This is a genomic window from Mycolicibacterium sp. MU0050, assembly GCF_963378085.1.
GTDB lineage: Bacteria > Actinomycetota > Actinomycetes > Mycobacteriales > Mycobacteriaceae > Mycobacterium > Mycobacterium wendilense.
The window spans coordinates 4,130,194-4,153,333 of the sequence record NZ_OY726395.1; the positions used below are offsets into that span (position 1 = coordinate 4,130,194).

Sequence of the window (23,140 nt, forward strand, 5' to 3'; positions counted from 1 at the left end):
CGTTGACTGATGCGTTGACCGCTGTGTTGCTGTTCGGGGGCCGCCCGGCGCCCCGCCGGCTGCGGGATTTGCCGGCCACCGTCGTCGGCTCGGATTCCGGCGCCGCGGCGGCCATCGACGCCGTCACGGAGTCGGCGCGGCGGGTGATCGTGGTGGGCTCGACGGCGGAGCTGGCCGCGGTGCTGACGCGGCTGCTCAAGACCGAGCGGCTGGACGTCGAGGTCGCCCATCTGCCGGGCCGCTTCGGCGTGCGGCGCGCGCGCCGCGGTGTGGCCCAACGCATTCCGTTGATCCGCGACGAGACCGGCACGGCGCTGGTCGGCGAGGCGCGCTGGGTGCCCACCGCGGACGCCGATGCCCTCGAGGGCGAGGGCATCGTCGATGACGGCGTGCTGTTCGACGGGACGGTGCAGGAGGTGCGGATCGAGCCCATCGCGACGATGCCCGGCCTGCGGGCGCGGGTGGTGGCGCCGAAAACGAGCCGCACCGGCTGGCTGGTGGGCCGCGCCGCGCAACTTGGCACCACCGGCGCGTCGGTGCTGCGCGACGGGGTGCCGATGCCGCGGCCGGTGCGCCGCTCCACCTTCTACCGACACACCCAGGGCTGGCTGCGGGTGCGGTAGGACCCGCGGGTGCGGCAGGCACCCGCCGAAATTGCACGCAGGGCTGCGCGGAGCGCGGAAGCACCGCCGTGGCCGCATTCTCGCGCGGTAGTTTTCAAGCATGAACATCCGGCCCGTCCGGTCCCCGCGGCGGTCGGTGCGGCCCAGCCCGATCTTCCTGGTGATCCTGGCCGTCACCGGCCTCGGCGGTGCACTGGCGTGGACCTGCGGCGCGGCCGAGCCCGCCAATCCCCCGCTGGCGCATGCGGCGGTGCTGCTCTTCGTGTTCGCCGGCTGGGTGGTGTCGCTGTGCCTGCACGAGTTCGGCCACGCCTACACCGCCTGGCGGTTCGGCGACCACGAGGTGGCCGGTCGCGGCTACCTCACGCTGAATCCGCTCAAGTACTCCAACCCGATGCTCTCGCTGGGGTTGCCGCTGCTGTTCGTGGCCCTCGGCGGTATCGGCCTGCCCGGCGGGGCGGTGTGGCTGCGGACCGGTTCGATGACCAAGTGGCAGCGCACCGCGGTGAGCCTGGCCGGGCCGTCGGCCAACCTGGCGCTGGCGGTGTTGCTCCTGGGTAGCAGCGCGGTGTTCGCCACCCCGGAGCGCTCGGTGTTCTGGGCCGGGGTGGCCTTCCTGGGTCTGCTGCAGGTGATGGCCGTCGTGCTCAACCTGCTGCCGGTGCCCGGGCTGGACGGCTACGGTGCGCTGGAGCCGCACCTGAGCCCGCAGACGCAGCGGGCGCTGGATGGCTTCAAGGGCTGGGGCATCCTGCTGCTGGTGGTCGTCCTGCTGATGTCGCCGCTGGGCCGGTGGTTCTTTCAGCTGGTCTACGAGATCTTCGCGCTGCTCGGCGGCGACCGTGCGCTGGCCGCGGTGGGCTTGGACCTGGCGCTGTTCTGGTCGCTGCGCTGAGCCTCGCCGCGGGCGAGCGCGCCGCGGGTCCTTGAATATATGCGAAAGTGCGCATACATTCGGGGCCCATGGGCGCCGGCCACGATCACAGTCATACCGATACGCGCGTCAGCCGCATGCTGATCGCGGCGGGCATTCTCGCCGTCTTCTTCGCCGTCGAGCTCACCACCGCGCTGCTGATCAACTCGATCGCCCTGCTGGCCGACGCCGGCCACATGCTCACCGACCTGGTCGCCATGTTCATGGGACTCACGGCGGTGCTGCTGGCCAAGCACGGGCCCGTCTCGGCCGCGCGGACCTACGGCTGGCATCGCGCCGAGGTGTTCACCGCCGTCGCCAACGCCGTGCTGCTGCTCGGGGTCGCGGGATTCATCCTCTACGAGGCGATCGACCGCATCGGTGACGCGCCGGAGGTGCCCGGGGGGCCGCTGATCGCCGTGGCGCTGGCCGGGCTGGCCGCCAACGCCGCGGTGGTGCTGCTACTGCGGGGCGACTCGGAGAAGAGCCTGGCGGTCAAGGGCGCCTACATGGAGGTCATGGCCGACACCGTCGGCAGCATCGGCGTGCTGATCGCCGGGATCGTCACGCTGACCACCGGCTGGCCGTACGCCGACGTGGTGGTCGCCGTGCTGGTGGCGCTGTGGGTGCTGCCGCGCGCGATCTCCTTGGCGCGCACCGCCTTGCGGATCCTGTCCGAGTCCTCACCGAGCCACATCGACGTCGACGAGTTGCGGGCCGCGCTGGAGGCCGTACCGGGTGTCGACGAGGTGCACGACCTGCACGTCTGGACCCTGGTACCCGGCCGGGACATGGCCACCGCGCACCTGACCAGCAGCGCGGACTCCACCCGGGTACTCGTTGATGCCCGCGCGGTACTGGCCGCCCGCGGCCTCGAGCACGCGACCGTGCAGGTGGAACCGCCGGGCGGGGTCGCCGACTGCGCGGACTGTTAGGCCAGGCCCAATTCCTGGCGGGCGGCGGGATCGCAGTCGTCGAGCAGATCCAGGCAACGGGCGTTCTCGTCCGTCTCGCCGATCACGTCGGCCGCGCGCGCCAACGCCGCCACGCAGCGCAGGAAACCGCGGTTGGGCTCGTGGGAGTACGGCACCGGCCCGAACCCCTTCCAGCCGTTGCGGCGCAGCTGGTCGAGCCCGCGGTGATAGCCGGTGCGCGCGTAGGCGTAGGCGGTCACCGCCTTGTCGTCGGCCAGCGCCTGCTCGGCCAGAGTGGCCCAGGCCACCGAGGCCGACGGATGCGCCGCCGCCACCACCGTCGGGTTCTCCCCGGCCGCCAGGCCGGCTTCGGCCTCGGTGTCCCCCGGCAACAACACCGGGTCTGGTCCCAGAAGATCACCCATGCGCGTCATGCGGCCCATTGTGCCGTGCCGCTGCGGGGTGCCGCCTGGCCGGGAGGCGGACCCGCCCGCAGCGCTAGGCTGAGTCCGACTATCTGCCCAGCAGCGCAGCCCGCTGTAGAACCGTGGAGGACCGCAAGCACCGATGTCGATTCCACCAGGGTCCGACCCGGCCGACGAGTCGAACCAGCCGGAGCACCCCGAGGACCCCGACGCGATCACCGAGGCCGTCGACCGCGGCGACGACCCCGAGACCGAGATCTTCGAGGCGCCCGACCCCGACGCCGGCGAGTCCGCGCTGCCCACCGTCGACCCCGGGGAACGACGGTTCACCGCCCCGTCGGGAATGGACGACGGGTCCACCCAGATCATCGACCGCAACCCGGACCCCGAGACCGAGGTGTTCTCCGCCGTCGGCTCCGGGGATGCCGCCGACGGTTCCCCGAAAGTGGCCACCCCGCAGGCCATTCCGCCGCGACCCGGTGGTCCCAAGCCGCCGCGGCAGCGCAGTTGGGGCTGGGTGATGGCGGTCGTGCTGGTGATCGCCGCGCTGGTGGCCGTCGCGGTGCTGGCCACCGTGCTGCTGACCCGCGGCACCTCGCTCGGGGTCTCCCAGGAGGACCGGGTCCGCGAGACGATCCAGAGCTACGACACCGCGATCGAGAAGGGTGATCTGGCCACGCTGCGCAGCATCACCTGCGGCCAGACGGCCGACGAGTACAACCGGGTCGACGACCGCAAATGGGCCGAGACCCACCGGCGGATCGCCGACGCGGGCCAGTATCCGGTGATCGCCAGCATCGACCAGGTGCTCATCAACGACGGGCACGCGGAGGCTAACGTCACCACGTTCGTGAAGTCCGACCCCAGCACCCGCTCGACCCGCAGCCTCGACCTGCAGTTCCGCGACGATCAGTGGAAGATCTGCCAGGACGGCGGCAACTAAACCGAAGCGATCGGGGCTTACGGTTCACGCGGCGATGTCACGCCGTAACGGTCGCAGGCCGTCGCCCCCGCGACAATTCTGTCACCATCAACGCCACGTGCAATGACGTCATCGACTCGCCGTCCTCGAGATCCACCCCGAGTAGTTCGCGAACCTCGGCGAGCCGTTTGTAGACAAACGGCCGACTGACATGCAGACGCTCGGCGACCGCGGCCTTGTTTCCTGCCAGCCGCAGATATTCGCGCAGAACCGTCAGGTGTGACGGCTCTGGTTGCAGCGTGCTGGTCAACAGAGATCTTAGCTCGGTTTCAGCGAAGCGCTGGACCCGGCGATCGTCGCGCAACAGCGAAATCAACCCCCGCAGACGCACATCCGAGGCGCGATAGTAAGAGCGATTGTCCCCCATCGACAACGCCACCTCGGCGATATCCGTCGCTTCGGACATACCCGCGATCGCGTCGGTGACCAAGCTCGCGGGCGGTCCGAGCGCCAGGACCGCACCATCGACCCCGTCGACGCGGTGAACCTCCCGGCGCAAGCGGTCCCCCAGTATCTCAAGCGCCTTGTCGGCCAACGGTATCCGGTTATCCCGCAGCGCCAGGACTGCCGCTACCTCGCCGTCCCCGCGAACCGTGAACAAACCCGAATGACCGGCGGCATTCACGGTGTGCGCCACCGCATCGAGTAGCGCAATGTTTCGCCGGTGAGCGGCCACCGGATCGCCGAGGGGGGTGTGCCCTGGCGATCGCACTACAGCGGGCAGATACTGCGCAGCTTTTCGCAAACCGAGGGCGTGCGCGCGGGCTGCGGCATCACGGTCGTCGGAGATTCGGCCACGCAGTACATCATCGATGAGTCCGCCCTGTGCCTGATGTTGCAGACCCGTTCTGTCGCGCTCGACCATCCGATGCATGGCCAGCGCAGCAGCCGCCCGCTCCAGCACCATCGTGGCCCTGGCCTGGTCGCTGGCATGGCGTGGAATCACCAATCGGCCCCACTGCTGCGAACTCTGGCCTACTCCGGTGACCGACCACGGCTCGGAATCAGCTCGTTTCCCCGGACTACGCCGCGAGCGCCGCTCCCAATCTGCGAGCAGGTCGGCTGCGGTGCCGGTCGACACCACGAGAGCCTGGTGCGACAGGTCTTCCAGGACGACCGGCTCGTCCAGAATCTTGGCAGCAGCATCGACAATGCCCAGCAGCGGCGCTCCTTTCATACTCAGCTCGGTGAACGTTTCGTGCACACGACGGTCGAAGGCGACTTCTTCGTACTGGGCGGCGACGATTCGGCGGTGAACCGCCTCGGTGATGTCAACGAATCGGGTCTTTCGATGCAGCACGACAAGGGCGAGGTCAAGCTCATCGGCAATACGTCCCGCGCTTGCAGGCAGTCTCGAGACCACCGTGCCCAACTCGACGACCACGCCGACGGCACCGGCCTTTGCCAAGCCGCGGAGGTATTCTCGCGAACCGCGCGCAAACGCCGCACCGGTGGTCAAGACCAACTCCCCGCCCTGGAGTAAGGAAGACAAGTCGGCCAGATCGCTGCTGTGCACCCAGCGGATCGGTTCCGCCAGGCGGCGCTTACTCAACACCTCGGGTTCGGCCCGTCGAACGACCGGCAACTTGAGCACTTCAGCGACAGTCAGTGTCATTTACACAGTGTATGCGCAATCGACAGATCGATGACACATCGCCCAGGCCATCGACCGGCCTCCGTCCCATAGTTGGACGAGTCCCCAAGCGTCACCTTGTCTGCAACACAACGTAATTCACCGTCCTTGCCATCAGTCCTCGCGCACCCTGAACAGCCCCATCACAGAACGGAACCACCGTGACCACCACTACGCCAACGACCTCTATTCCATCGCGACACGGGCAGGATCTCGAGTCCGCGATCGCGGCGGGTAAGCGGGCCTATGAGCTGGACCGCGCGCACGTATTCCATTCGTGGTCGGCCCAGGCCAAGCTCGCGCCGATGACGGTGCTGGCCGCCGAGGGCTCCTACGTCTGGGACGGCGAGGGCAACCGGCTGCTGGACTTCAGCTCACAGCTGGTGAACACCAACATCGGCCACCAACACCCCAAGGTGGTCGCGGCCATCGCCGAGCAGGCCGCCAAGCTGTGCACCATCGCTCCGTCGCACGTCAACGACGCCCGTTCCGAAGCCGCCCGGTTGATCGCCGAACGCACCCCCGGGGACCTGAACAAGGTGTTCTTCACCAACGCCGGCGCCGACGCCGTCGAGCACGCGGTACGGATGGCGCGCCTGCACACCGGCCGCCACAAGGTGCTCTCGCGCTACCGCTCGTACCACGGCGGCACCGACACCGCGGTCAACCTCACCGGCGACACCCGGCGCTGGCCCAACGACCACGGCACCAGCGGGGTGGTGCACTTCAACGGGCCGTTCCTGTACCGCTCGTCGTTTTATGCCGAGACCGAGGAGCAGGAATCCCAGCGCGCCCTGGAGTACCTCGACCGGCTGATCGCCATGGAGGGCCCCGACACCATCGCCGCGATCATCCTCGAATCAGTGCCCGGCACCGCCGGCATCATGGTCCCGCCGCCGGGATATATGGCCGGGGTGCGCGAGATCTGCGACCGCCACGGCATCGTCTTCATCGCCGACGAGGTGATGGCCGGATTCGGCCGCACCGGCAAGTGGTTCGCCATCCAGAACTTCGACGTGGTGCCGGATCTGATCACCTTCGCCAAGGGCGTCAACTCCGGCTACGTGCCCCTTGGCGGCGTGGCGATCAACGAAGCGATCGCCGCCACCTTCGCCGAGCGAGCCTATCCGGGCGGCCTCACCTACTCGGGACACCCGCTGGCCTGCGCCGCCGCGGTGGCGACCATCAACGCCATGGAGGACGAGGCCATGGTGGCCAACGCGGCCCGCATCGGTGAGCAGGTGCTCGGGCCCGGCCTGCGCGAACTGGCGGCCAAACACCGCAGCGTCGGCGAGGTCCGCGGACTGGGCGTGTTCTGGGCCATCGAGCTGGTAACCAACCGCCAGACCCGCGAACCGCTGGCCCCCTACGGCGGCTCCAGCCCCGCCATGGCGGCCACGCTGACAGCCTGCAAATCCGACGGCCTACTTCCCTTCGCCAACTACAACCGCATCCACGCCGTACCCCCCTGCAACGTCAGCGACGACGAGGCCGCCGAGGGACTGCGCATCCTCGACAACGCGCTGACCGTCGCCGACGGCCACACGACGTAGCTCGCCGGGCCCAACACTACGAAAAGGGTGACAACGATGGATACAGCTGCCGCGACCCAAGAACAGCGCCAATCTCAGGCGCTGCGTGAGCATTCGCCGTGCGTCCCGTCGGCGCCGAGCGTTCGCGGTGACGAAGTTCGTTTTCTGCTGGCCGAACACCACAACGACGATGCGGTCGCAACCGGTCGCATCGTCGTCGAAGCAGAGGAGCCGGTTCCACTACGGCGGATTCTGCCGCTGCTGGAAAGCCTGGACATCGAAGCACTCGAGGAACATGCAGTTGTATCGACCCGGACCGACGGCACCCGTTGGTACTCGTACGAATTCACCGTTGTCCCAGGTGTAACCGCACGGGAGGCGCTGTTCGATCCCAACAACGCCGCGGTGATCACCGACGCCTTTCACGCGATGTGGAGCGGACTGGCCGACGCCGACGATTTCAACTCCCTGATCCTCGCGGCGGGATTGTCATGGCAGCAGGTTGCCGTGCTCCGCGCACTTGGTCGCTACCTCGGTCAGACTCGTTTACCCTACGCGCAGAACCGCATCCAGAAGATTCTTCTCGACCACTTGGCAGCCACCCAAGCCCTCATCGAGCTCTTCAATGCTCGATTCAGCAACCCTGATCTCGCCCACGATGACCCCGCTCGGCTTGCCCGCATCGGCGTTGCCCAGGAACAGGTCGATCAGCAGATCAAACAGGTCGTCAGCCTCGACGCCGACCGTACGCTGCGCGCGTATGCATTGGTGATCCAAGCGTTGATTCGCACCAACGCGTTCACCGAGAACGTATTGACCGAATCCCGGCCCTGGTTGGCTTTCAAGCTGCTCCCCAGGGGTATCGAGGAACTACCGCACCCGCGTCCCAAGTTCGAGATCTTCGTGCATTCCACGACCATTGAGGGCGTGCACATGCGGTTCGGCAGCGTCGCTCGTGGCGGCGTGCGCTGGTCAGACCGCGTCGACGACTACCGCACCGAGGTCCTCGGACTGACCAAAGCGCAGACTGTGAAGAACGCCGTTATCGTGCCGGTGGGCGCCAAGGGGGTTTTCGTGCTGAAGCCGCTGCCGCGACAGCTAGTCGGCAGTGGCCCCAGCGGCATCGAAGCCGGAAAGGTCGGCTACCGCCAGTTCATCAGTGGCTTACTGGACCTGACGGACAACGTCAACCACGACGGAGAAACGGTCCCACCTACCGATGTGGTCTGCCACGACGCCCCGGATCCTTATCTTGTTGTCGCAGCAGACAAGGGCACCGCAAAGTTCTCCGACATCGCAAATGACATCGCCATGGAGCGTGGGTTCTGGCTCGGCGATGCATTCGCCTCAGGCGGATCCACCGGCTACGACCACAAGGCGCTCGGCATCACGGCGCGTGGAGCCTGGATCAGTGCCAGCGAGCATCTGCGCGAGCTAGGCATCGACGTCACTCGAGATGATTTCACCGCGGTCGGGATCGGCGACATGAGCGGCGATGTGTTTGGCAACGGTATGCTCCGAAGCTCTCGGCTTGGGTTGGTCGCGGCCTTCGATCACCGGCATATCTTTTGCGACCCGACACCAGAACGGGCGGCGGCATTCACCGAACGGCAACGGCTCTACCACCTCAACGCCTCGTCATGGGACGACTACGACAAGGCATTGATCAGTGCAGGGGGTGGCGTTTGGTCCCGCGACCGCAAGACCATCCCGGTGAGCCCGCAGATGCGCTCCGCGTTGGGAATGCCCGACGACGTCGACGCGGTGACACCCGATGCCCTGATTCGCGCCATCCTGTGTGCGCCGGTCGACCTGCTGTGGAACGGCGGCGTCGGAACCTACATCAAGGCAAGTTCGGAGCAGAATTCCGAGATCGGGGACAAGTTCAACGACCTGGTCCGGGTCAGCGCCGCCGATGTGCGCGCCCGATGCATCACCGAGGGTGGCAACCTCGGTGTATCACCGCAGGGCCGAATCGAATTCGCGCGATGCGGGGGCCTGATCATCAGTGACGCCATCGACAACGCGGCCGGCGTGGACTGCTCTGATCGTGAAGTCAACATCAAGATCGTGTTGAATTCACTGCCGAACGGGGCACTGTCGCAGCAACGCCGAATAGAACTCCTTGCCTCGATGACCGACGAGGTGTCGTCCTTGGTGTTGGACAACAACCGTGACCACATTGCCGTCTTGGGTTGCGCGCGTTACGATGCCGACCGTTTCGTGCGGGTACACGCCGATATGGTGAGCGACCTCGAGGCACGGCGCGGCCTTCGCCGCGATCTAGAGAATCTGCCCACACCTGATCAATTCGACGATCTCGAAGCCGAAGGAAAGGGCCTGAGTTCGCCACAGCTGGCGACGCTGCTGGCACATGTCAAGCTCGACTTGAAGCACGAGTTGAACAACGGCGTGTTGTTCGATGACGACTATTTCGCGCCGATGCTGCTGGATTACTTCCCCTCCCAACTACGCGAGACGTTCGGTGCTACCGTGCACAACCACCCGCTACGTCGAGAAATCATCACCACCGTTGCGGTCAACCGCCTCGTCAGCCTCGGGGGCCTGACATTCGCGTACCGGCTGTCCGATGACTCGGGGGCCACCGCGGAAGACGTCATTCGCGCCTTCTGCATCGCCGCCGATGTGTTCGACATAGTGCGGCTGATCTCGGCTATCCGCTCCGCAGGCCTGAGCACCAGGCTGACTCATGAGTTGAGTGTCGAAGCGCGGCGACTGTTGGACAGAGCCGCGCGTTGGCTACTGAACCAACGCCATCAACCACTCGACATCGTCGGCGAGGTCGCGCGTTTCACCCCGATCGTCACCGGACTGCGGCCCCGCATCGGTGAGCTACTGCAGGGACGTGAGGCTGATGCGGTGGCTGCCAGCATTAGCAAGTATCAGCTGCATGGGGTGCCTAACGACATCGCTCGCACCCTGGCCGAATCGCTCTACTGGTTCAGTACACTCGATATCGCCGATGCCGTGCACGCCGAGCCGACTCATGTCCCGATAGCCTTGGCGGGCACATATTTTGCGCTGTCGGACCATTTAGGAATCGACCAGCTGCTGCACTCCATATCGGCCTTGCCGCGCGAGGACCGCTGGCATGCGCAAGCCAGGCTGGCGCTGCGGGAAGACCTCTATCAATCGCTGAAGACACTCACGCTCGACGTCGTGAGATCTAACCAGCACGGCCAGCCTTGGGATCACATCCGGGCTTGGGAAACGCGCAACCGGTCGAGTTTGGAACGGTCTCAGCGCGCGCTGGCTCGGTTGCAGGCCGACGCCCCGAACAACCTGGCCGCGCTCTCCGTTGCCGCGACGCATATCAGGAGGATGACAACCGCTTCGGATTGAACTGGCCCGGCCACGGCGACTCAAGCGACATAGTGTCGTCATTCTTGGGCTATCGGTGACACTTTGCAGCTACGACGTCCCGCCGGGTTGACAAAACTAACTGTTCAACGGGGAATGGGAACACCCGGGTCCGCTCACCGCGGGAACGTGGTCGCTCTGCCCCTGCGCAACGAACACCACGGGTTGAGGACACAATGAGACAACGGTCTGACTCCTGGCATTGGCAACTTGACGCTGCCTGCCTCGCACACGATAGGGCACTGTTCTTCCACCCCGAGGGCGAGCGAGGGCCTCGTCGTCGCTCCAGGCAACTCATGGCCAAGGCGGTGTGCGAGCAATGTCCCGTGCAACCTCAGTGTCGGGATCACGCCATGGCGTTTCCAGAGCATTTCGGGACTTGGGGCGGGCTCACAGAAGAGGACCGAGACCGACTTCGCAAGGCGCGGCCACCGTTCGGTCGCCGCACCCAGCGGGCCTAACAGTCGCCTAACAGACCGCCCCGGAACGCAGAACCCCGGGAACTACGCGGGGTCGGCCGATTCGATGGTGCCCATGTTGCCCGCCGCCCAAATCGCAATTCTGAACTTGACCCTGTCGTTTTCGTCCAGCGGGTTGGCGCCCGTCAGTTCGGCCACCTTGGCCAGTCGATTACGCAACGTATTCACATGCACGTACAACTTCGCAGCCGCTGTGCTGATGTCGCTCCCCGGACGGAGGAATACTTGTAACGACGCCAGCAGATCGGTGCTGGACCGTGCGTCGTACTCCACCAGCGGAACAATCAGGCGGTGGATGAACGGAACAAGGCGCACTTTGGGGACCGCGGCCAGCAATCCCTCCAGCGTCGCAACGTCCTCGATGCGCACGACCTGTCGACGACGGACCCCTTCGCGCAGCGCCTCCAGCGCCTCCGGGATGGCGTGGGCCATCGCTTGAGCGTTCTCGGCGACAGCGACACCGCAGACCAGGTGCGAATCTGCAAGAGCAGAGCTGAACTCGGCACCACCGGCACACAGCGCCAAGATTCGATCCTCGAGGACTGCCACCGCACCGGCGTACTCATCCACCAGCCGATGGACCTCCTTGTGCAGTTCCACGGGGAAGGCACAGACCAGCACGCTCGAGCCCGCCAACCCGTAACCTGTGAGCGCGTTCTCGATCGGTCCCACGCCTAGCGTGCCCGCCACGAACCACCGCAACAACGCACCCAGCTCCCGCTCCCGGGCGTCAACCGTGCGTTCGGTGATACGTCGGTCATCTATCCAGTCCACGACGCGCCGAAACGGCACACCGGGCGCCAAGGTCAACAGCGGAAGGCCCTGCGTACGGCACTCCTTGACCAACTCGACAGGAGCTTCCACGAGCAGATCGCCGAGACCGACCAGCAACGCCGTGACGCGGTTCTTGACCAGATCAGCCACATACCGGTGGACTACATCAGCCGGTTTGTTGTAGATCGGAACACCCACGCTGACAACCAGTTCCTCCCCTCGCAGGTAGTTCGAGGGGTCGAAAAGCTCAGTCGGGTAGACGTACCTGATCACTCCCGACGAACCGGCCGGGGCGGTCACCGCACTGACCCGCAGGTCCGGCTCGGCCAGCAGGTCGGCGAGGGTCACCGTGCCATCGTGCGGCCCGGCTCCGGAAGAGCCTGGCTGCCTATGCATTACGGCTCGCAACGTCGAGACAGCGCTGATTCCTGACCGAAGCCATCGAGGGTCACCACCAGAACATACTAGAGATCCAACCGCAGTCTAGATCCCGCCTTGGCCCGTGACACGCAGATCATCATGGTCTGATTCGCGGCACGTTCGGCATCCGTGAGCAGCTCGTCGCGGTGGTCGACCTCGCCCCCGAGCACCTTGGTTTCGCAGGTGCCGCAGAAACCACTGGTGCACGAGAACGGTGTATCCGGTGCAGCTTCGAGGACGGCGTCTAGCACCGATCTGTCGTTGCTGACTTTGACCGTGATCCCGGTACGGACAAGTTCCACCTCGAAGTCATCCGCTTCGCCGTCCGAGACCGACGATGCCTGCTCGGCGCCGCTGAACCGCTCGATGTGGACCGAGATATCCGGACGTTCTTGACCGAGTTGGGTCACCGCCGAAAGCATCGCCGGCGGTCCGCAGGAATACATCTGCGTGCCAGGCGGACTTGCTGCGATCGCGGCCGCAAAATCGGGCAGCCCGTCGGTGTCCTGCGCAACCAGTTGCAGGTCGATGTCGTCCAGTCGGCGTAGCCGCTCGACGAAGGCCATCGCCGACCGGGAACGGGCTCCGTACACGACCCGAACCGAGGCCGGCGGTGGATTGCGGACCGACACCTCGTCGAGCATCGCCAGGATCGGTGTGATGCCTATCCCTCCCGCAGTGAACAGGTAATGCTCGGCGGGGACCAGGCCGAAGTCGTTACGGGGTTGCCCGACCTCGACGATGTCCCCGACGCGCAGACGGTCGTGGATCTCCCGCGATCCGCCGCGACCGCGGTCGACCCGCAGGACGGCCACCGTGTAGGTGTGGCGGTCGTCCTGCGGGCCGCACAGCGAGTACTGTCGAACGAGACCGGACGGCAGCGTCACCGGTACGTGGGATCCCGCTGACCAGGTGGGAAGCTCAGTCCCGCTGGGGTCGCGCAGTACCAACGACACGATGTCGTCGGCCTCGAGCCGGAGCTGGACTAGTTGTAGCTTCATGAATCCCCAGTACTCCACAGTTTGGTGACGACGATCAACCGAGATTACGCCTGGCCGTTGACGGCGACCGGCAGCAGCCCTCGCGCCTCCAGGATGGTCTGGACGGCGTGCCTGGTCGCTCGGCGGTAGTTCAGGGCGTAGACGTCGGCAGGTGCAGACACCTCCTCTGCTTGCCCGGCCAACGGCACCTCCTTGGGATCGAGGCCCTCGAGCACCGGGGTGTCCTCGTTGAACACCGTCGTCTCGATGGCCAAGATCTCATCGACGCTGCCGCCGCGGAAATTCCGGTCTACCGCTACGCCCCAGAAAATCGTGCACTTGTCGTAGCTGACCGGGGACGGGAAGTCGACCAGGTACCGCTTTCCGATCTCGGGACCGAAATCGTAAAGAATGGTGGCGATTCCCGGAGCGTAGGAGTGGTAGTGCATCCACGCATCTCCCACATCGGAGAACTCCGAACCGGGAATGCTCTCGTAAAAGAATGACGCCCGGACCTCACGACCCTCGCGTTGCACATTCAGGTCAGGAATCACGGTGGACACCTCACCCATCGAGCGGTCATGAACGAAGGGGAAGTGCGCCATGTCACGGAAGTTTTCCGTTGCCGCCATGAATCCGCATTCGGCGTGGATCGGCTCCGCCGCGCGCCACTCGAGGTCCAAGTCTTGGATCTCGGGCGGGTGCGGTAGGTCAAACACGGGATCGCCCAGACAGGTCCAGACGTGCTCGAAACGCTCGATCACCGGATACGACTTGATCGCGGCCTTGGGCGGGATACGTCCCCCCTCGGCCAACGACGGGATGCGGCTACAGACGCCACTGGGCCCGTCGAACTGCCAACCGTGATAAGGACACTGAATGCTGTCGCCGACGACCTGGCCGTCCGCGAGATTACCCCCCCGGTGGATGCATCGGCGGTCGACAACGCGGGCTGCGCCGGACGAATCCCGGAATACCACTAGCTTCTGGTCGAGTAGTTGCGTTGCGTAAGGACCATCGTTGACGTCTTGTGATCGCGCCACCACGAACCAGACGTGCTGATAGGCCTCGCGGAGCTTCTCGGGGCTGAGAATGTTGGCGGTCATGATTGGTTCTCCTTCTATTCGACTTCTATTCGACCGGGCTGAAGATCGGACGAGTCAACGTGCGGGGAAGCAACTGCTGGCGGCGAACGTGGGCTGCGATCTGCTCCATACTGGCCACCCAGACATCGTCCATCGCGCACACCTCTGCGATGAAATCGCGCAGCGCAAAGGCACGTCCGGGCCTGCCGCTCAAGAACGGGTGGTTGGTCAGTATCCAAGCGCCGCCTACCGCGCGCATGGCGTCGAGCTCGGATCGCCACAGCTCGATCGCTTTAGCCGGCGTCTCGATGAGCCCGACACCGGAGAAATCCGGGACAAAACAGTACTGTTGCCAGTCGTCGAGTGCCCAACTTACGGGCAATTCGACCAACGAGCCGGACCCTCGACCCGAACCCGCAACGGCCAGCTCGTAGGGATGATCCGAATCCATCAGTGTCGAGTCGTAGTCGAAACCGAACTCCAGCAACAACTCAGGGGTATGCCAATTCATCTCCCACATCGGCGCGCGGTACCCCCGCGGCCGGACTCCCGCCACATCGGCCAACGCGTGCAGTCCGCGCGTCAGGATCCGCCGCTCGGTGGCTTCATCGACACCGACGAGCGATTCGTGCAGGTAGCCGTGGTGAGCGATCTCGTGACCCGCCTCGGCGATCGCTCGAATCACCGTCGGGTGCCGCTCCGCGGTGTATCCCGGTACGAAGAAGGTGGCATCCACGTTGAGCTCACCAAGGATGCCCAACAGACGCGGTACGCCGACCAACGGACCGTACGCCTGGTGCGACATCACTCCCATCCGGTCAGCGAATGCAGGATCTGTTGTCAGCAAAGGTGATTCGGCGTCGACGTCGAACGTGAATGCTACGGCGCACGACTTTCCACCCGGCCACATGATCGGTTGTGCTGCTGTTGGTTCAGTCATCGTTGCGCCTTTCTCGCGAATACGGACAAGAACTCCCAAGTGACGTTGGCCGCAGCAACAGCTGTGATCTCGGCATGGTCATAGGCCGGTGATACCTCGACGACGTCGGCGCCGACGAGATTCACATCCACCAATCCGCGGACCACTTCGAGTAGTTCTCGACTCGACATGCCGCCCGCCTCCGGCGTGCCCGTTCCGGGCGCGTGGGCGGGATCCAACACGTCGATATCCACCGACACATATACCGGTGAATCGCCGACCCGCTCGCAAATCCGATCGATGACCCCTTGTGCCCCGAGGGAGTCGATGTCGGGGCAGGTGATGCAGGAGAATCCGAAGTTCGCGTCCTCGACTAGGTCGTTCTTGTCGTAGATCGATCCACGGACCCCGATATGCACGTTGGTGTCGAGCAGTAGACCTTCCTCATAGGCCCGTCTGAACGGCGAACCATGAGTGATGTCAGCGCCGTAGTAACCATCCCAGGTATCCAGGTGTGCGTCAAAGTGCACCAACGCCATCGGGCCGTGCACCGAGGCGGCGGCCCGCAGGGACGGTAACGCCACCGAGTGGTCGCCGCCCAGGATCACTGCTTTGGTCCCCTTCGCGAGGAGCGCAGCCAGATCTTCTGCGACCTCGTCGACGGCGGCCGCGATGTCGAACGGGTTGCACGCAATGTCCCCGGCATCCGCGAACTGACACACCTCGAAGGGTTTGACGTCGAGCGCCGGGTTATACCCGCGAGTCAGCCGGGAGCCCTGCCGAATCGCATTGGGGCCGAACCTTGCTCCCGGACGATAGGTGACCGCGCTGTCGAACGGCACACCAATCACCACGACGTCAGCATGCTCGACATCCTCGAGCCGGGGCAGTCGAGCAAACGTAGTCCAGCCCGCGTACCGTGGTTGCACCTGTGGGTCCACCGCCCCGACGATGCGGTTTGCTGCGTTATGTTCCTTCATCGAAACGACCTCTCTCAAACACGGTTCCGGGACGATCCGCCGTCGGCGTTGACGATCTGGCCTACGGCGGCGCCTAACGAAGATCTGCTCAATATTTCGATCAACCGGGCGATTTGGGTGACAGTGCCCCGACCGGCCGGCGCTGTGGAGCCGGAGTCGGCGGCGTCGCAGATGGACCACTCAGAGTCGACACATCCGACGGCGACCGCGTTGACACCGATGCCGAATCGGCCGAAATCGCGCGTCAATGTCTTGGTGAGCGCTACGACTCCTCCCGCAGCGGCGGCCACCGCCGACAAACCATGCCCTCCCCGATGCCAGCGGGACGTCGTCAAAACCATTCGTCCGCCCTCGCCACGCATCACCTCTGCAGTAGCTTGAGCCACCAGGAACGTGCCGGTCAACGCCGTGTCGACATGGCACCAGAATGCCTCCATCGCCAGCTCGTCCAGCGTCGCCACGAAGGGCAGCGCGTGGGCCGTGACCACGGTGTCGAGGCCTTCCATGGATTCGGCCGCTCGACGGACAGCCGCGCGCACCTGTTCGGGGTCGGTCAGCTCGGCCACGATCGACGCCGATGCCACGGATTGGGTGCGTGGTGCGGCCTGGCACGTCCCCAGCACGCGCGCTCCGGTAGCCGAGAGAGCTGACTGCACGGCGGCCCCGAGCATGGTGTCGGTTCCGGTAACGAGAACACGTCGTCGTGGTTCGGTCATTCTCAGATCACCGTTCCACTGTTGAGCGACAGCACTTCTGCGCACAGGAAGAGGTCGTCCTCAACGAGTGCATACACCAGTTCGGCGACTTCCTCCGGATGTGCAATACGTCCTGCCGGAAGAGTCGCCAAAAACTCCGGCGCTCGTTCCCATGAATCCGCACCGAGCAACGGAGTGTCACAGGGGCCCGGCGCGACAGCGTTGACCAGCACCCCGTCCGGAGCCGCTTCCACCGCCACGCTGCGGAGCAGACTCAGGGCCGCCCCCTTTGCGGCAGCGTAGTGGGCGTCGTTGCTACCGCCACCGATCGCCCGCTCCGAGGCGATGCCGACCACGCGTCCCGCGCCGCGTCGACGCATCTCTGGCAGGACCGCACGAATCACGTGTAGCAAGCCGCCCACGTGCACGCGAATCATGCGCTGCCAAGCCGCAAAGTCGATCTCCAACGCCGGCGCCTCTTCGTAGTGACCCGCACAAACCACGGCGGCATGGATACTGCCGCACTCCCTGCGAATACGTTCGACGGCGTCGCAGACCGACTTCTCGTCGGCAACGTCCGCGAGGGTCGACACGTCAGCGTCCGGCGCAGACTCTCGCGAGACCGATGCCACCGTCCAACCCCCGGCACGCATCCGCCTGGCGATCGCCGCGCCGATTCCACTGCCCGCACCGGTGACGACCACTGTTCGATCGGTCATGCCAGCTCCCGCTTGGACTCGACGACCGATTCGCCAGCGGGCTCTGGCAGCAGCTCGGTCGCACTGTCTGTCCCGATCGATGCAGCGCTGTCCTGGTCATCAACAGGGATCTCGCCGCTGCGATGTGCGCGACCGGTCCGGAGGATCAGCACGCCCACTGCCAGGATCAGACCCATCACCACGAAGAAGGCCCAGTTGGTGTACCAGGAGTCGTAGACATTCCGGGGCCAGACGATGTTGAGAAATTCGAACCCGGCCCACAAGACCGCCAGAATCGCAACGGGGGTACCGAATCTGCCGAGGTTCCACGGACCGGGTACCCACTTTCCTCGTAGCCGGACAATCAATCCGGTGATGAGCGGAAAGAGGAACGCCAGGTAGTAGCCGCCGGCCGTGAAGGTCACCAGCACGGAGTAGACATCGGTAGCTGAGATCAAGTAGACCAACGCGCCGATAACGGCCGTGACCAGGATGGCTGGCACCGGCTGAGCCTCCGCTCGCGAGAGACGCTTGAGCACGGGCGAGCCGGGCAGTGCCTCGTCGCGCGCATACGCCCAGATGACCCGGGACGCCGATGCCTGCAACGCCAGGAAGCTGGCGAGGAACCCGATGACGAATAGGAACAAGATGGGTTTCACTGCCGACTCACCAAGCGCGTTCTTCAACACGTAGTAGACCGGGTCGGGCTCCTCGCCGGAGGTGATCCGGTCGAAATCGGGGACCGCCAGCGTCACGGCCAAGGATGCGTAGGCGATCACCAGCGCCAGGAAGGACACCGCGAATACCATGGCCTTCGGCACATTTCGACGGGGATCTTTGACTTCCTCCGCGATCGCACCGGCACTCTCGAAGCCAAGGATCGACCATCCGGTGAACGCCAGCGCCGCCAAGAACGGTCCGCTCAGATAAGCCCAAGACCACCCAGTAACGAGATCAGGACCCTGCAGAACCGCGTCGAATCCGTGGTAGCGATGGAAGATCAGCAGGTAGGTGCTCAGTCCGAGCGAGGCGATGATCTCGGCGATGATACTGCCGACCATCAGCACTTTGAGGAACGTCCGTCCAAGGATGTTCACACCTGAACCGGCCAGCAGGATCAACAGAGCGATGAAGCTCTGTTGACCGGCGCTGGGATGCTCGATGCCGATCAACTGGGCCAAGAACCCCGCCCCGCCGTAGGCGACGGTAGCCATGATGATCACCAAGGCCCACATGTACACCCAGCCGGCAAGCCAGCCGGCGACATTGCCAGCGAGGCGCTTCGTCCACTGGTATATCGATCCCTCGAGCGGCCAGCGTGACACCAGTTCTGCGAACGCCAGTGCAATGATGCACTGCCCGGTACCGACGATGACGAATGTCCACCAGAAGCCGGGCCCAGCCGTCGCGAGGGACAAACCGTAGATCCCATACATCGCGACAATGGGCGAGATGAAGGCGAACGCAAACGCGAATGCCGACCATAGTGAGAACTCTCGCTTCAATTCCGTTGGTGATGCCTCTGATTCGACGTCATGCATCCAGCGTCTCCCTTCGTTCGCTACGCAGAATTATGAGCACGGTCACATTCCAAATAGCTCGCTGCAAGCGGAATCCGGGTGTACTGCACAGCCGTACCGGGTCCAATCTGTAGGCCACTACAGCGTCCGAAGATCGGCCGGTCCACTCCCGTCGGCAGCTCCTAGGATCGTGTGATCAGCACACTGCCAACAAAGGATCTCCACGCATGGCCGACGCGAGCCAACGGGTTTTTCTCGCCGCCGTCGATGACCACATCCGACATGCTGTCAGCGACGAACTGGCTCAGGGGCTCATCCGGATAGACCCAGAACTGAACGTATTCGCCGACCAGTGCCTGGCCGCCGCGACCGACGGCGGGAAACGACTACGCCCACGATTCCTCCACGGCGCCTGGCAGGCGTTCGCTACCGCAGCCGAACCGGGTTCCGCCGTCGTGGGCGTCGCCGCGGGACTCGAGTTGCTGCACGCTGCCATCCTGGTGCACGATGACGTGATCGACTCCTCTGACCTGCGTCGGAATCGTCCTTCGGTGCGTGCCGCTTTGGCCGGATATCACCGCGCGTCGGCCTGGTCCGGCCCTGCCTCGGTGTTCGGTGATCACACCGCGGTACTGCTCGGGGATCTGCTGTGGGGCACGGCGCAGGACCTGCTCTCGGACGCCGTCAGCGGCATCCCCGAACAGCGCGCGATGCGAGTCGGGCAGTGTTTCCGCGCGATGCGGTTGGAGGTCATCGCCGGTCAGCTGCTGGAATTGCAAGGGCAAGCTGCCCACGATTTCGTGCCAGGCGCCGCCGAGAAGATCGTCCGATACAAAACCACCGCCTATACGGTGCAGCGCCCCATGGCCCTGGGTTTCGAGCTGGCCGATGCGCCGCGCGACGGTGTCGCACTCTTACAACAGTACGCGGCGGCGGTCGGAGAGGCGTTTCAGTTGCGCGACGACCTGGCGGATCTTTTTGCCGAAACCGAGCACAGTGGCAAACGCAGTGGCGACGACATCCGCTCCGGCAAGCCGACGTCACTGATGCAGTTGGCCCTCGAGCGATCCTCTGACTCCCAGCGCGAGTTCTTGATCCGGGTCATCGGACGCGCGGACGCCGATGCCGCAGATATCGATGCAGTCAAGGATGTCCTCGTCGATACCGGTGCTGTTCAGGCCACCTGTGACCGCGTCGGCACACTAGGGCGAAAGGCCCGAGACGCACTGTCAGAGACTGCCTCTACACATCCAGTGGTACGCCTCCATGCTCTAGTCGAGTTGCTGGCGCTGTGCACCGATGTGTCCTTCGTGCCGTAGGTCGATACCCAGGTAGCGCGTCAGGCGGCCGACGAGTCGGCCGCCTTCTGCAGCTTGTTGATCCTCGTGCGCGCATAGGCCTGTTGCTCAGTGCTGGCCAGCTGCCCCCGGCCGGCGCTCAGGAAGCTGATAGTCCACGACAGCACCGTACTGATCTTGGTCTTGAACCCGATTAGATACGCCAGATGCAGTGCCAGCCAAGCGATCCAGGCGGTCGCTCCCCCAAATTCCAGCGGGCCGATCTTCGCCACCGCGCTGAACCGGGATATCGTGGCCATGGATCCCCGGTCAGAGTAGCGAAAAGGTTGTCGTTGTTCGGAGCCCGAACCGCTGACGGTGTCCATGACCCGCCCAGCGGCGTAGCGCCCGCCCTGGATGGCCGCCTGCGCCAGCCCGGGAACCCCTGCGATAGAAGCCATGTCGCCGACGACGAAGACATTCGGGTGCCCCGGTATGGTGAGGTCCGGTAGCACCTTGACCCGTCCAGCATTGTCCGTCTCTGCCCCGGACTGCGCGGCGATGATCTTTCCCAGCGGGCTGGCCGATACGCCGGCGGACCACACTTTGCAGATGGATTCGATCCGCCGCACCGTGGCATCAGGGTCCTCGACCGTCAGACCTTCACTGTCAATGTCAACCACTTTGGCACCCAATTGGATATCTACTCCGATCTTCTCGAGTCGGCCCTGAGCCTTCTTACCGAGCTTCGGGCCCATCGACGGGAGGACCGCCGAAGCGGCGTCGAGCAGTATCACCCGAGCCGCAGTGGAATCGATACTCCGAAAGGAGCCCCGGAATGTGTGGTGGGCCAGTTCGGCGATCTGTCCGGCCATCTCGACGCCGGTCGGCCCGGCGCCGATGACCGTGAATGTTAATAGCGCCCTTACGCGGTCGGGATCGCTCGACCGCTCGGCCTGCTCCAACGCGCCGAGAATCCGGGCCCGCAGCTCCAATGCATCGTCAATGGACTTCATCCCGGGCGCGAACTCGGTAAAGTGATCGTTGCCGAAGTATGACTGCCCCGCGCCGGCCGCGACGATGAGACTGTCGTACGGCGTCGAATAGGTCCGACCGAGCAAAGTCGACAACACCCGGCGACTTGCCAAGTCGATATCGGTCACATCACCGAGTAGCACCCGCGCGTTGCGCTGCCGCCGTAGCACCACTCGCGTGGGCACGGCGACCTCGCCCGCCGAGAGGATTCCGGTGGCCACTTGATAGAGCAGCGGTTGGAACAGATGATGATTGGTGCAGGCAATCAAGGTGACGTCAAAATCGGTGCGCCTGAACATTTTCGCGGCATTCATCCCGCCGAACCCGGAACCGATGATCACAACCTTGTGTCGATCGACCGAACCCGCGCCGGCCGCGCCGGCCCCGATCTGCACCTTGCGGTCCACCATGCTTGCCCTGATTCTCTTTCCGGCTCCTAGACCGCGGACCGCCGCATTGTTCGCTCTTCAGTCCGCGCCGACAATCCGGAGTCTTCCATCGAAAACAGGTCGCGGCCGATTACTGATTGCCACCAGAGAACGCCTGCCGATTACACAATGTTCACGGGAATTAGCTGCCGCCCTGCTTCTGACAGCATGCGCTCCGGCCGGTGCGAACACATCGGATAGGATCCCGGAAATAGGCTGCCGGCGGGACGACCCGGTGGGTGAACACGGACGCGGGGACGGCCCTGCAGATCGGTTCTGTCTGTGCCGAAAGACTTTTTGCACACCTCTGTGGTTACCCCGACCGCGCTCTTGCGCATCGGGCTCGGCTGGGGGGCATTCGTTGTACTCCTGATCGCCGAGCCACCGCGATCCGGCGCGCTGCCTACTCCGGTGCTGTTTGCCGCGCTCGCTGCGATCGTCGTCGTGATAGTCGTGTGCGCGTTCGGGGTGGTGACCGAAGCAGAACACCTCGCGCGCCGACTCGGCGATCCCTACGGCAGCCTCGTCCTCACACTCTCGATCGTGCTCATCGAGGTCATCCTCATCTCCGCGGTCATGCTCGGCCCCGGCGACCACGCCACCATCGCCCGCGACTCCGTCATGGCCGCGACGATGATCGTGCTCAACCTCATCATCGGCGCAGCGCTACTGGCCGGTGGCCTACGCCACGACGAACTGTGGGTCAACCGCACCGGCATCTCCGTCTACCTCTCATTCCTGGTCGTGCTGGTCACCGCCGCGTTCGCGTTCCCCGCGGTCATCGGTGCAGACGGTGCATACTCAGCCCAGCAGGCCATCCCGATCGTCATCATCACGGTGCTGCTCTACGCGTTTTTCCTCTACCGCCAGACCGGCGCCCAGCACATGGATTTCCAGGAAGTATCCGAAACAGCAGGCGGCCCGGGAGCCGAGACGCCGCGGGCGGCGATCGCCAGCATCCTGCGCGAACACCGGACCGAGGTCGTTTCCCGGGTGCTGCTCTTGCTGACCACGGTCACTCCCATCATGCTCCTGTCCCACGACATGGCGATGCATCTGGACGATGGGCTCGGCCGCCTGGGCGCGCCAGTTGCTCTGTCGGGCATCCTCATTGCGATGATCGTATTCCTTCCCGAGGCCATCACCACCGTCCGCGCCGCGTGGACGGGCGAGCCGCAGCGCATGAGCAATCTGGCGCACGGCGCGCTCGTTTCCTGTGTGGGGCTCACCTTGCCGGTGGTGCTCGCCATCGGGTTAGTCACCGGACAATCCGTGGTTCTCGCCGAGAGCCCCGTTAACCTGTTGCTGCTCGGGGTGAGCCTGCTCTTGAGCCTCACCACTTTCAGTGCCCGGCGGGTGACCGCCCTGCATGGGGCCGCGCACCTGTTCGTGTTCCTGCTCTACGGACTCAGCGTGTTCTACCGACCGGGCTAAGCTCCGCGCCGTC

Annotated in this window: 20 protein-coding genes; 9 read left to right on the forward strand and 11 right to left on the reverse strand. The window is 64.9% G+C overall.

The features are described from left to right. Positions 1 to 2: 2 nt before the first annotated feature. The 3 genes from R2K23_RS19780 to R2K23_RS19790 all read left to right on the forward strand — a co-directional run bounded on the left by R2K23_RS19780 (position 3) and on the right by R2K23_RS19790 (position 2,471). Positions 3 to 623: a peptidase M50 gene (locus tag R2K23_RS19780; protein ID WP_316511958.1), complete on the forward strand. Its 621-nt coding sequence runs from the start codon at positions 3 to 5 to the stop codon at positions 621 to 623. A 100-nt stretch (positions 624 to 723) separates the two neighbouring features. Then, positions 724 to 1,518, forward strand: coding sequence for a site-2 protease family protein (locus tag R2K23_RS19785; RefSeq protein ID WP_316511960.1), 795 nt, complete (start codon positions 724 to 726; stop codon positions 1,516 to 1,518). Between the two features lie 68 nt (positions 1,519 to 1,586). Then, positions 1,587 to 2,471 (forward strand): cation diffusion facilitator family transporter, encoded by an 885-nt coding sequence (locus R2K23_RS19790; RefSeq protein ID WP_316511961.1) that lies wholly within the window; start codon positions 1,587 to 1,589, stop codon positions 2,469 to 2,471. Here R2K23_RS19790 and R2K23_RS19795 read toward each other — a convergent pair. Then, positions 2,468 to 2,884, reverse strand: a complete 417-nt coding sequence (locus R2K23_RS19795; RefSeq protein ID WP_316511963.1) for a DUF3151 domain-containing protein — start codon at positions 2,882 to 2,884, stop codon at positions 2,468 to 2,470. The genes R2K23_RS19790 and R2K23_RS19795 overlap by 4 nt on opposite strands. A 133-nt stretch (positions 2,885 to 3,017) precedes the next feature. On the opposite strand from R2K23_RS19795, the gene R2K23_RS19800 reads away from it, so the two are divergent. After that, on the forward strand, positions 3,018 to 3,818 hold the full coding sequence (locus tag R2K23_RS19800; RefSeq protein WP_316511964.1) for an Rv0361 family membrane protein: 801 nt from the start codon (positions 3,018 to 3,020) through the stop codon (positions 3,816 to 3,818). Positions 3,819 to 3,855: 37 nt separating this feature from the next. On the opposite strand, the gene R2K23_RS19805 is transcribed toward R2K23_RS19800, so the two are convergent. Continuing rightward, positions 3,856 to 5,472 (reverse strand): PucR family transcriptional regulator, encoded by a 1,617-nt coding sequence (locus R2K23_RS19805; RefSeq protein WP_316511965.1) that lies wholly within the window; start codon positions 5,470 to 5,472, stop codon positions 3,856 to 3,858. Between the two features lie 206 nt (positions 5,473 to 5,678). Here R2K23_RS19805 and R2K23_RS19810 point away from each other — a divergent pair, with 206 nt between their 5' ends. The 3 genes from R2K23_RS19810 to R2K23_RS19820 all read left to right on the forward strand — a co-directional run bounded on the left by R2K23_RS19810 (position 5,679) and on the right by R2K23_RS19820 (position 10,864). Continuing rightward, positions 5,679 to 7,043, forward strand: coding sequence for an aspartate aminotransferase family protein (locus R2K23_RS19810; protein ID WP_396893650.1), 1,365 nt, complete (start codon positions 5,679 to 5,681; stop codon positions 7,041 to 7,043). Positions 7,044 to 7,079: 36 nt separating this feature from the next. Then, positions 7,080 to 10,385 carry an NAD-glutamate dehydrogenase domain-containing protein gene (locus tag R2K23_RS19815; RefSeq protein ID WP_316511969.1) on the forward strand — a complete coding sequence of 1,102 codons (3,306 nt, stop codon included), beginning with the start codon at positions 7,080 to 7,082 and terminating at the stop codon, positions 10,383 to 10,385. Positions 10,386 to 10,579: 194 nt separating this feature from the next. Then, the gene (locus tag R2K23_RS19820; protein ID WP_316511971.1) at positions 10,580 to 10,864 is read left to right on the forward strand and encodes a WhiB family transcriptional regulator; all 285 of its coding nucleotides are present in this window, start codon (positions 10,580 to 10,582) and stop codon (positions 10,862 to 10,864) included. Between the two features lie 42 nt (positions 10,865 to 10,906). Here R2K23_RS19820 and R2K23_RS19825 read toward each other — a convergent pair whose 3' ends face one another. From R2K23_RS19825 to R2K23_RS19860, 8 genes are all read right to left on the reverse strand, one after another. Further along, positions 10,907 to 12,004, reverse strand: a complete 1,098-nt coding sequence (locus R2K23_RS19825) for a helix-turn-helix domain-containing protein (RefSeq protein WP_316511973.1) — start codon at positions 12,002 to 12,004, stop codon at positions 10,907 to 10,909. 116 nt (positions 12,005 to 12,120) lie between these two features. Next, complete coding sequence (locus tag R2K23_RS19830; RefSeq protein WP_316511975.1) at positions 12,121 to 13,077, reverse strand: PDR/VanB family oxidoreductase; 957 nt, start codon at positions 13,075 to 13,077, stop codon at positions 12,121 to 12,123. A 44-nt stretch (positions 13,078 to 13,121) separates the two neighbouring features. Further along, positions 13,122 to 14,162, reverse strand: coding sequence for an aromatic ring-hydroxylating dioxygenase subunit alpha (locus tag R2K23_RS19835; RefSeq protein ID WP_316511976.1), 1,041 nt, complete (start codon positions 14,160 to 14,162; stop codon positions 13,122 to 13,124). Between the two features lie 25 nt (positions 14,163 to 14,187). Continuing rightward, positions 14,188 to 15,081, reverse strand: a complete 894-nt coding sequence (locus R2K23_RS19840) for a polysaccharide deacetylase family protein (RefSeq protein WP_316511978.1) — start codon at positions 15,079 to 15,081, stop codon at positions 14,188 to 14,190. Beyond that, positions 15,078 to 16,040: an agmatinase gene (gene speB / locus R2K23_RS19845; RefSeq protein ID WP_316511980.1), complete on the reverse strand. Its 963-nt coding sequence runs from the start codon at positions 16,038 to 16,040 to the stop codon at positions 15,078 to 15,080. The genes R2K23_RS19840 and speB overlap by 4 nt, the downstream gene beginning before the upstream one ends. 14 nt (positions 16,041 to 16,054) lie before the next feature. Next, positions 16,055 to 16,756: an SDR family NAD(P)-dependent oxidoreductase gene (locus tag R2K23_RS19850; protein ID WP_316511982.1), complete on the reverse strand. Its 702-nt coding sequence runs from the start codon at positions 16,754 to 16,756 to the stop codon at positions 16,055 to 16,057. Positions 16,757 to 16,758: 2 nt separating this feature from the next. After that, complete coding sequence (locus tag R2K23_RS19855; RefSeq protein WP_316511984.1) at positions 16,759 to 17,454, reverse strand: SDR family NAD(P)-dependent oxidoreductase; 696 nt, start codon at positions 17,452 to 17,454, stop codon at positions 16,759 to 16,761. Then, positions 17,451 to 18,974, reverse strand: a complete 1,524-nt coding sequence (locus R2K23_RS19860; RefSeq protein ID WP_316511986.1) for an APC family permease — start codon at positions 18,972 to 18,974, stop codon at positions 17,451 to 17,453. The genes R2K23_RS19855 and R2K23_RS19860 overlap by 4 nt, the downstream gene beginning before the upstream one ends. Positions 18,975 to 19,180: 206 nt before the next feature. Here R2K23_RS19860 and R2K23_RS19865 point away from each other — a divergent pair, with 206 nt between their 5' ends. Beyond that, positions 19,181 to 20,272, forward strand: coding sequence for a polyprenyl synthetase family protein (locus tag R2K23_RS19865; protein ID WP_316511987.1), 1,092 nt, complete (start codon positions 19,181 to 19,183; stop codon positions 20,270 to 20,272). Between the two features lie 20 nt (positions 20,273 to 20,292). On the opposite strand, the gene R2K23_RS19870 is transcribed toward R2K23_RS19865, so the two are convergent. Beyond that, positions 20,293 to 21,675 (reverse strand): NAD(P)/FAD-dependent oxidoreductase, encoded by a 1,383-nt coding sequence (locus R2K23_RS19870; protein WP_316511989.1) that lies wholly within the window; start codon positions 21,673 to 21,675, stop codon positions 20,293 to 20,295. A 300-nt stretch (positions 21,676 to 21,975) separates the two neighbouring features. Between R2K23_RS19870 and R2K23_RS19875 the strand changes: the two genes are divergently transcribed. Further along, positions 21,976 to 23,127, forward strand: a complete 1,152-nt coding sequence (locus tag R2K23_RS19875; RefSeq protein ID WP_316511990.1) for a calcium:cation antiporter — start codon at positions 21,976 to 21,978, stop codon at positions 23,125 to 23,127. The last annotated feature ends 13 nt before the right edge of the window (positions 23,128 to 23,140 follow it).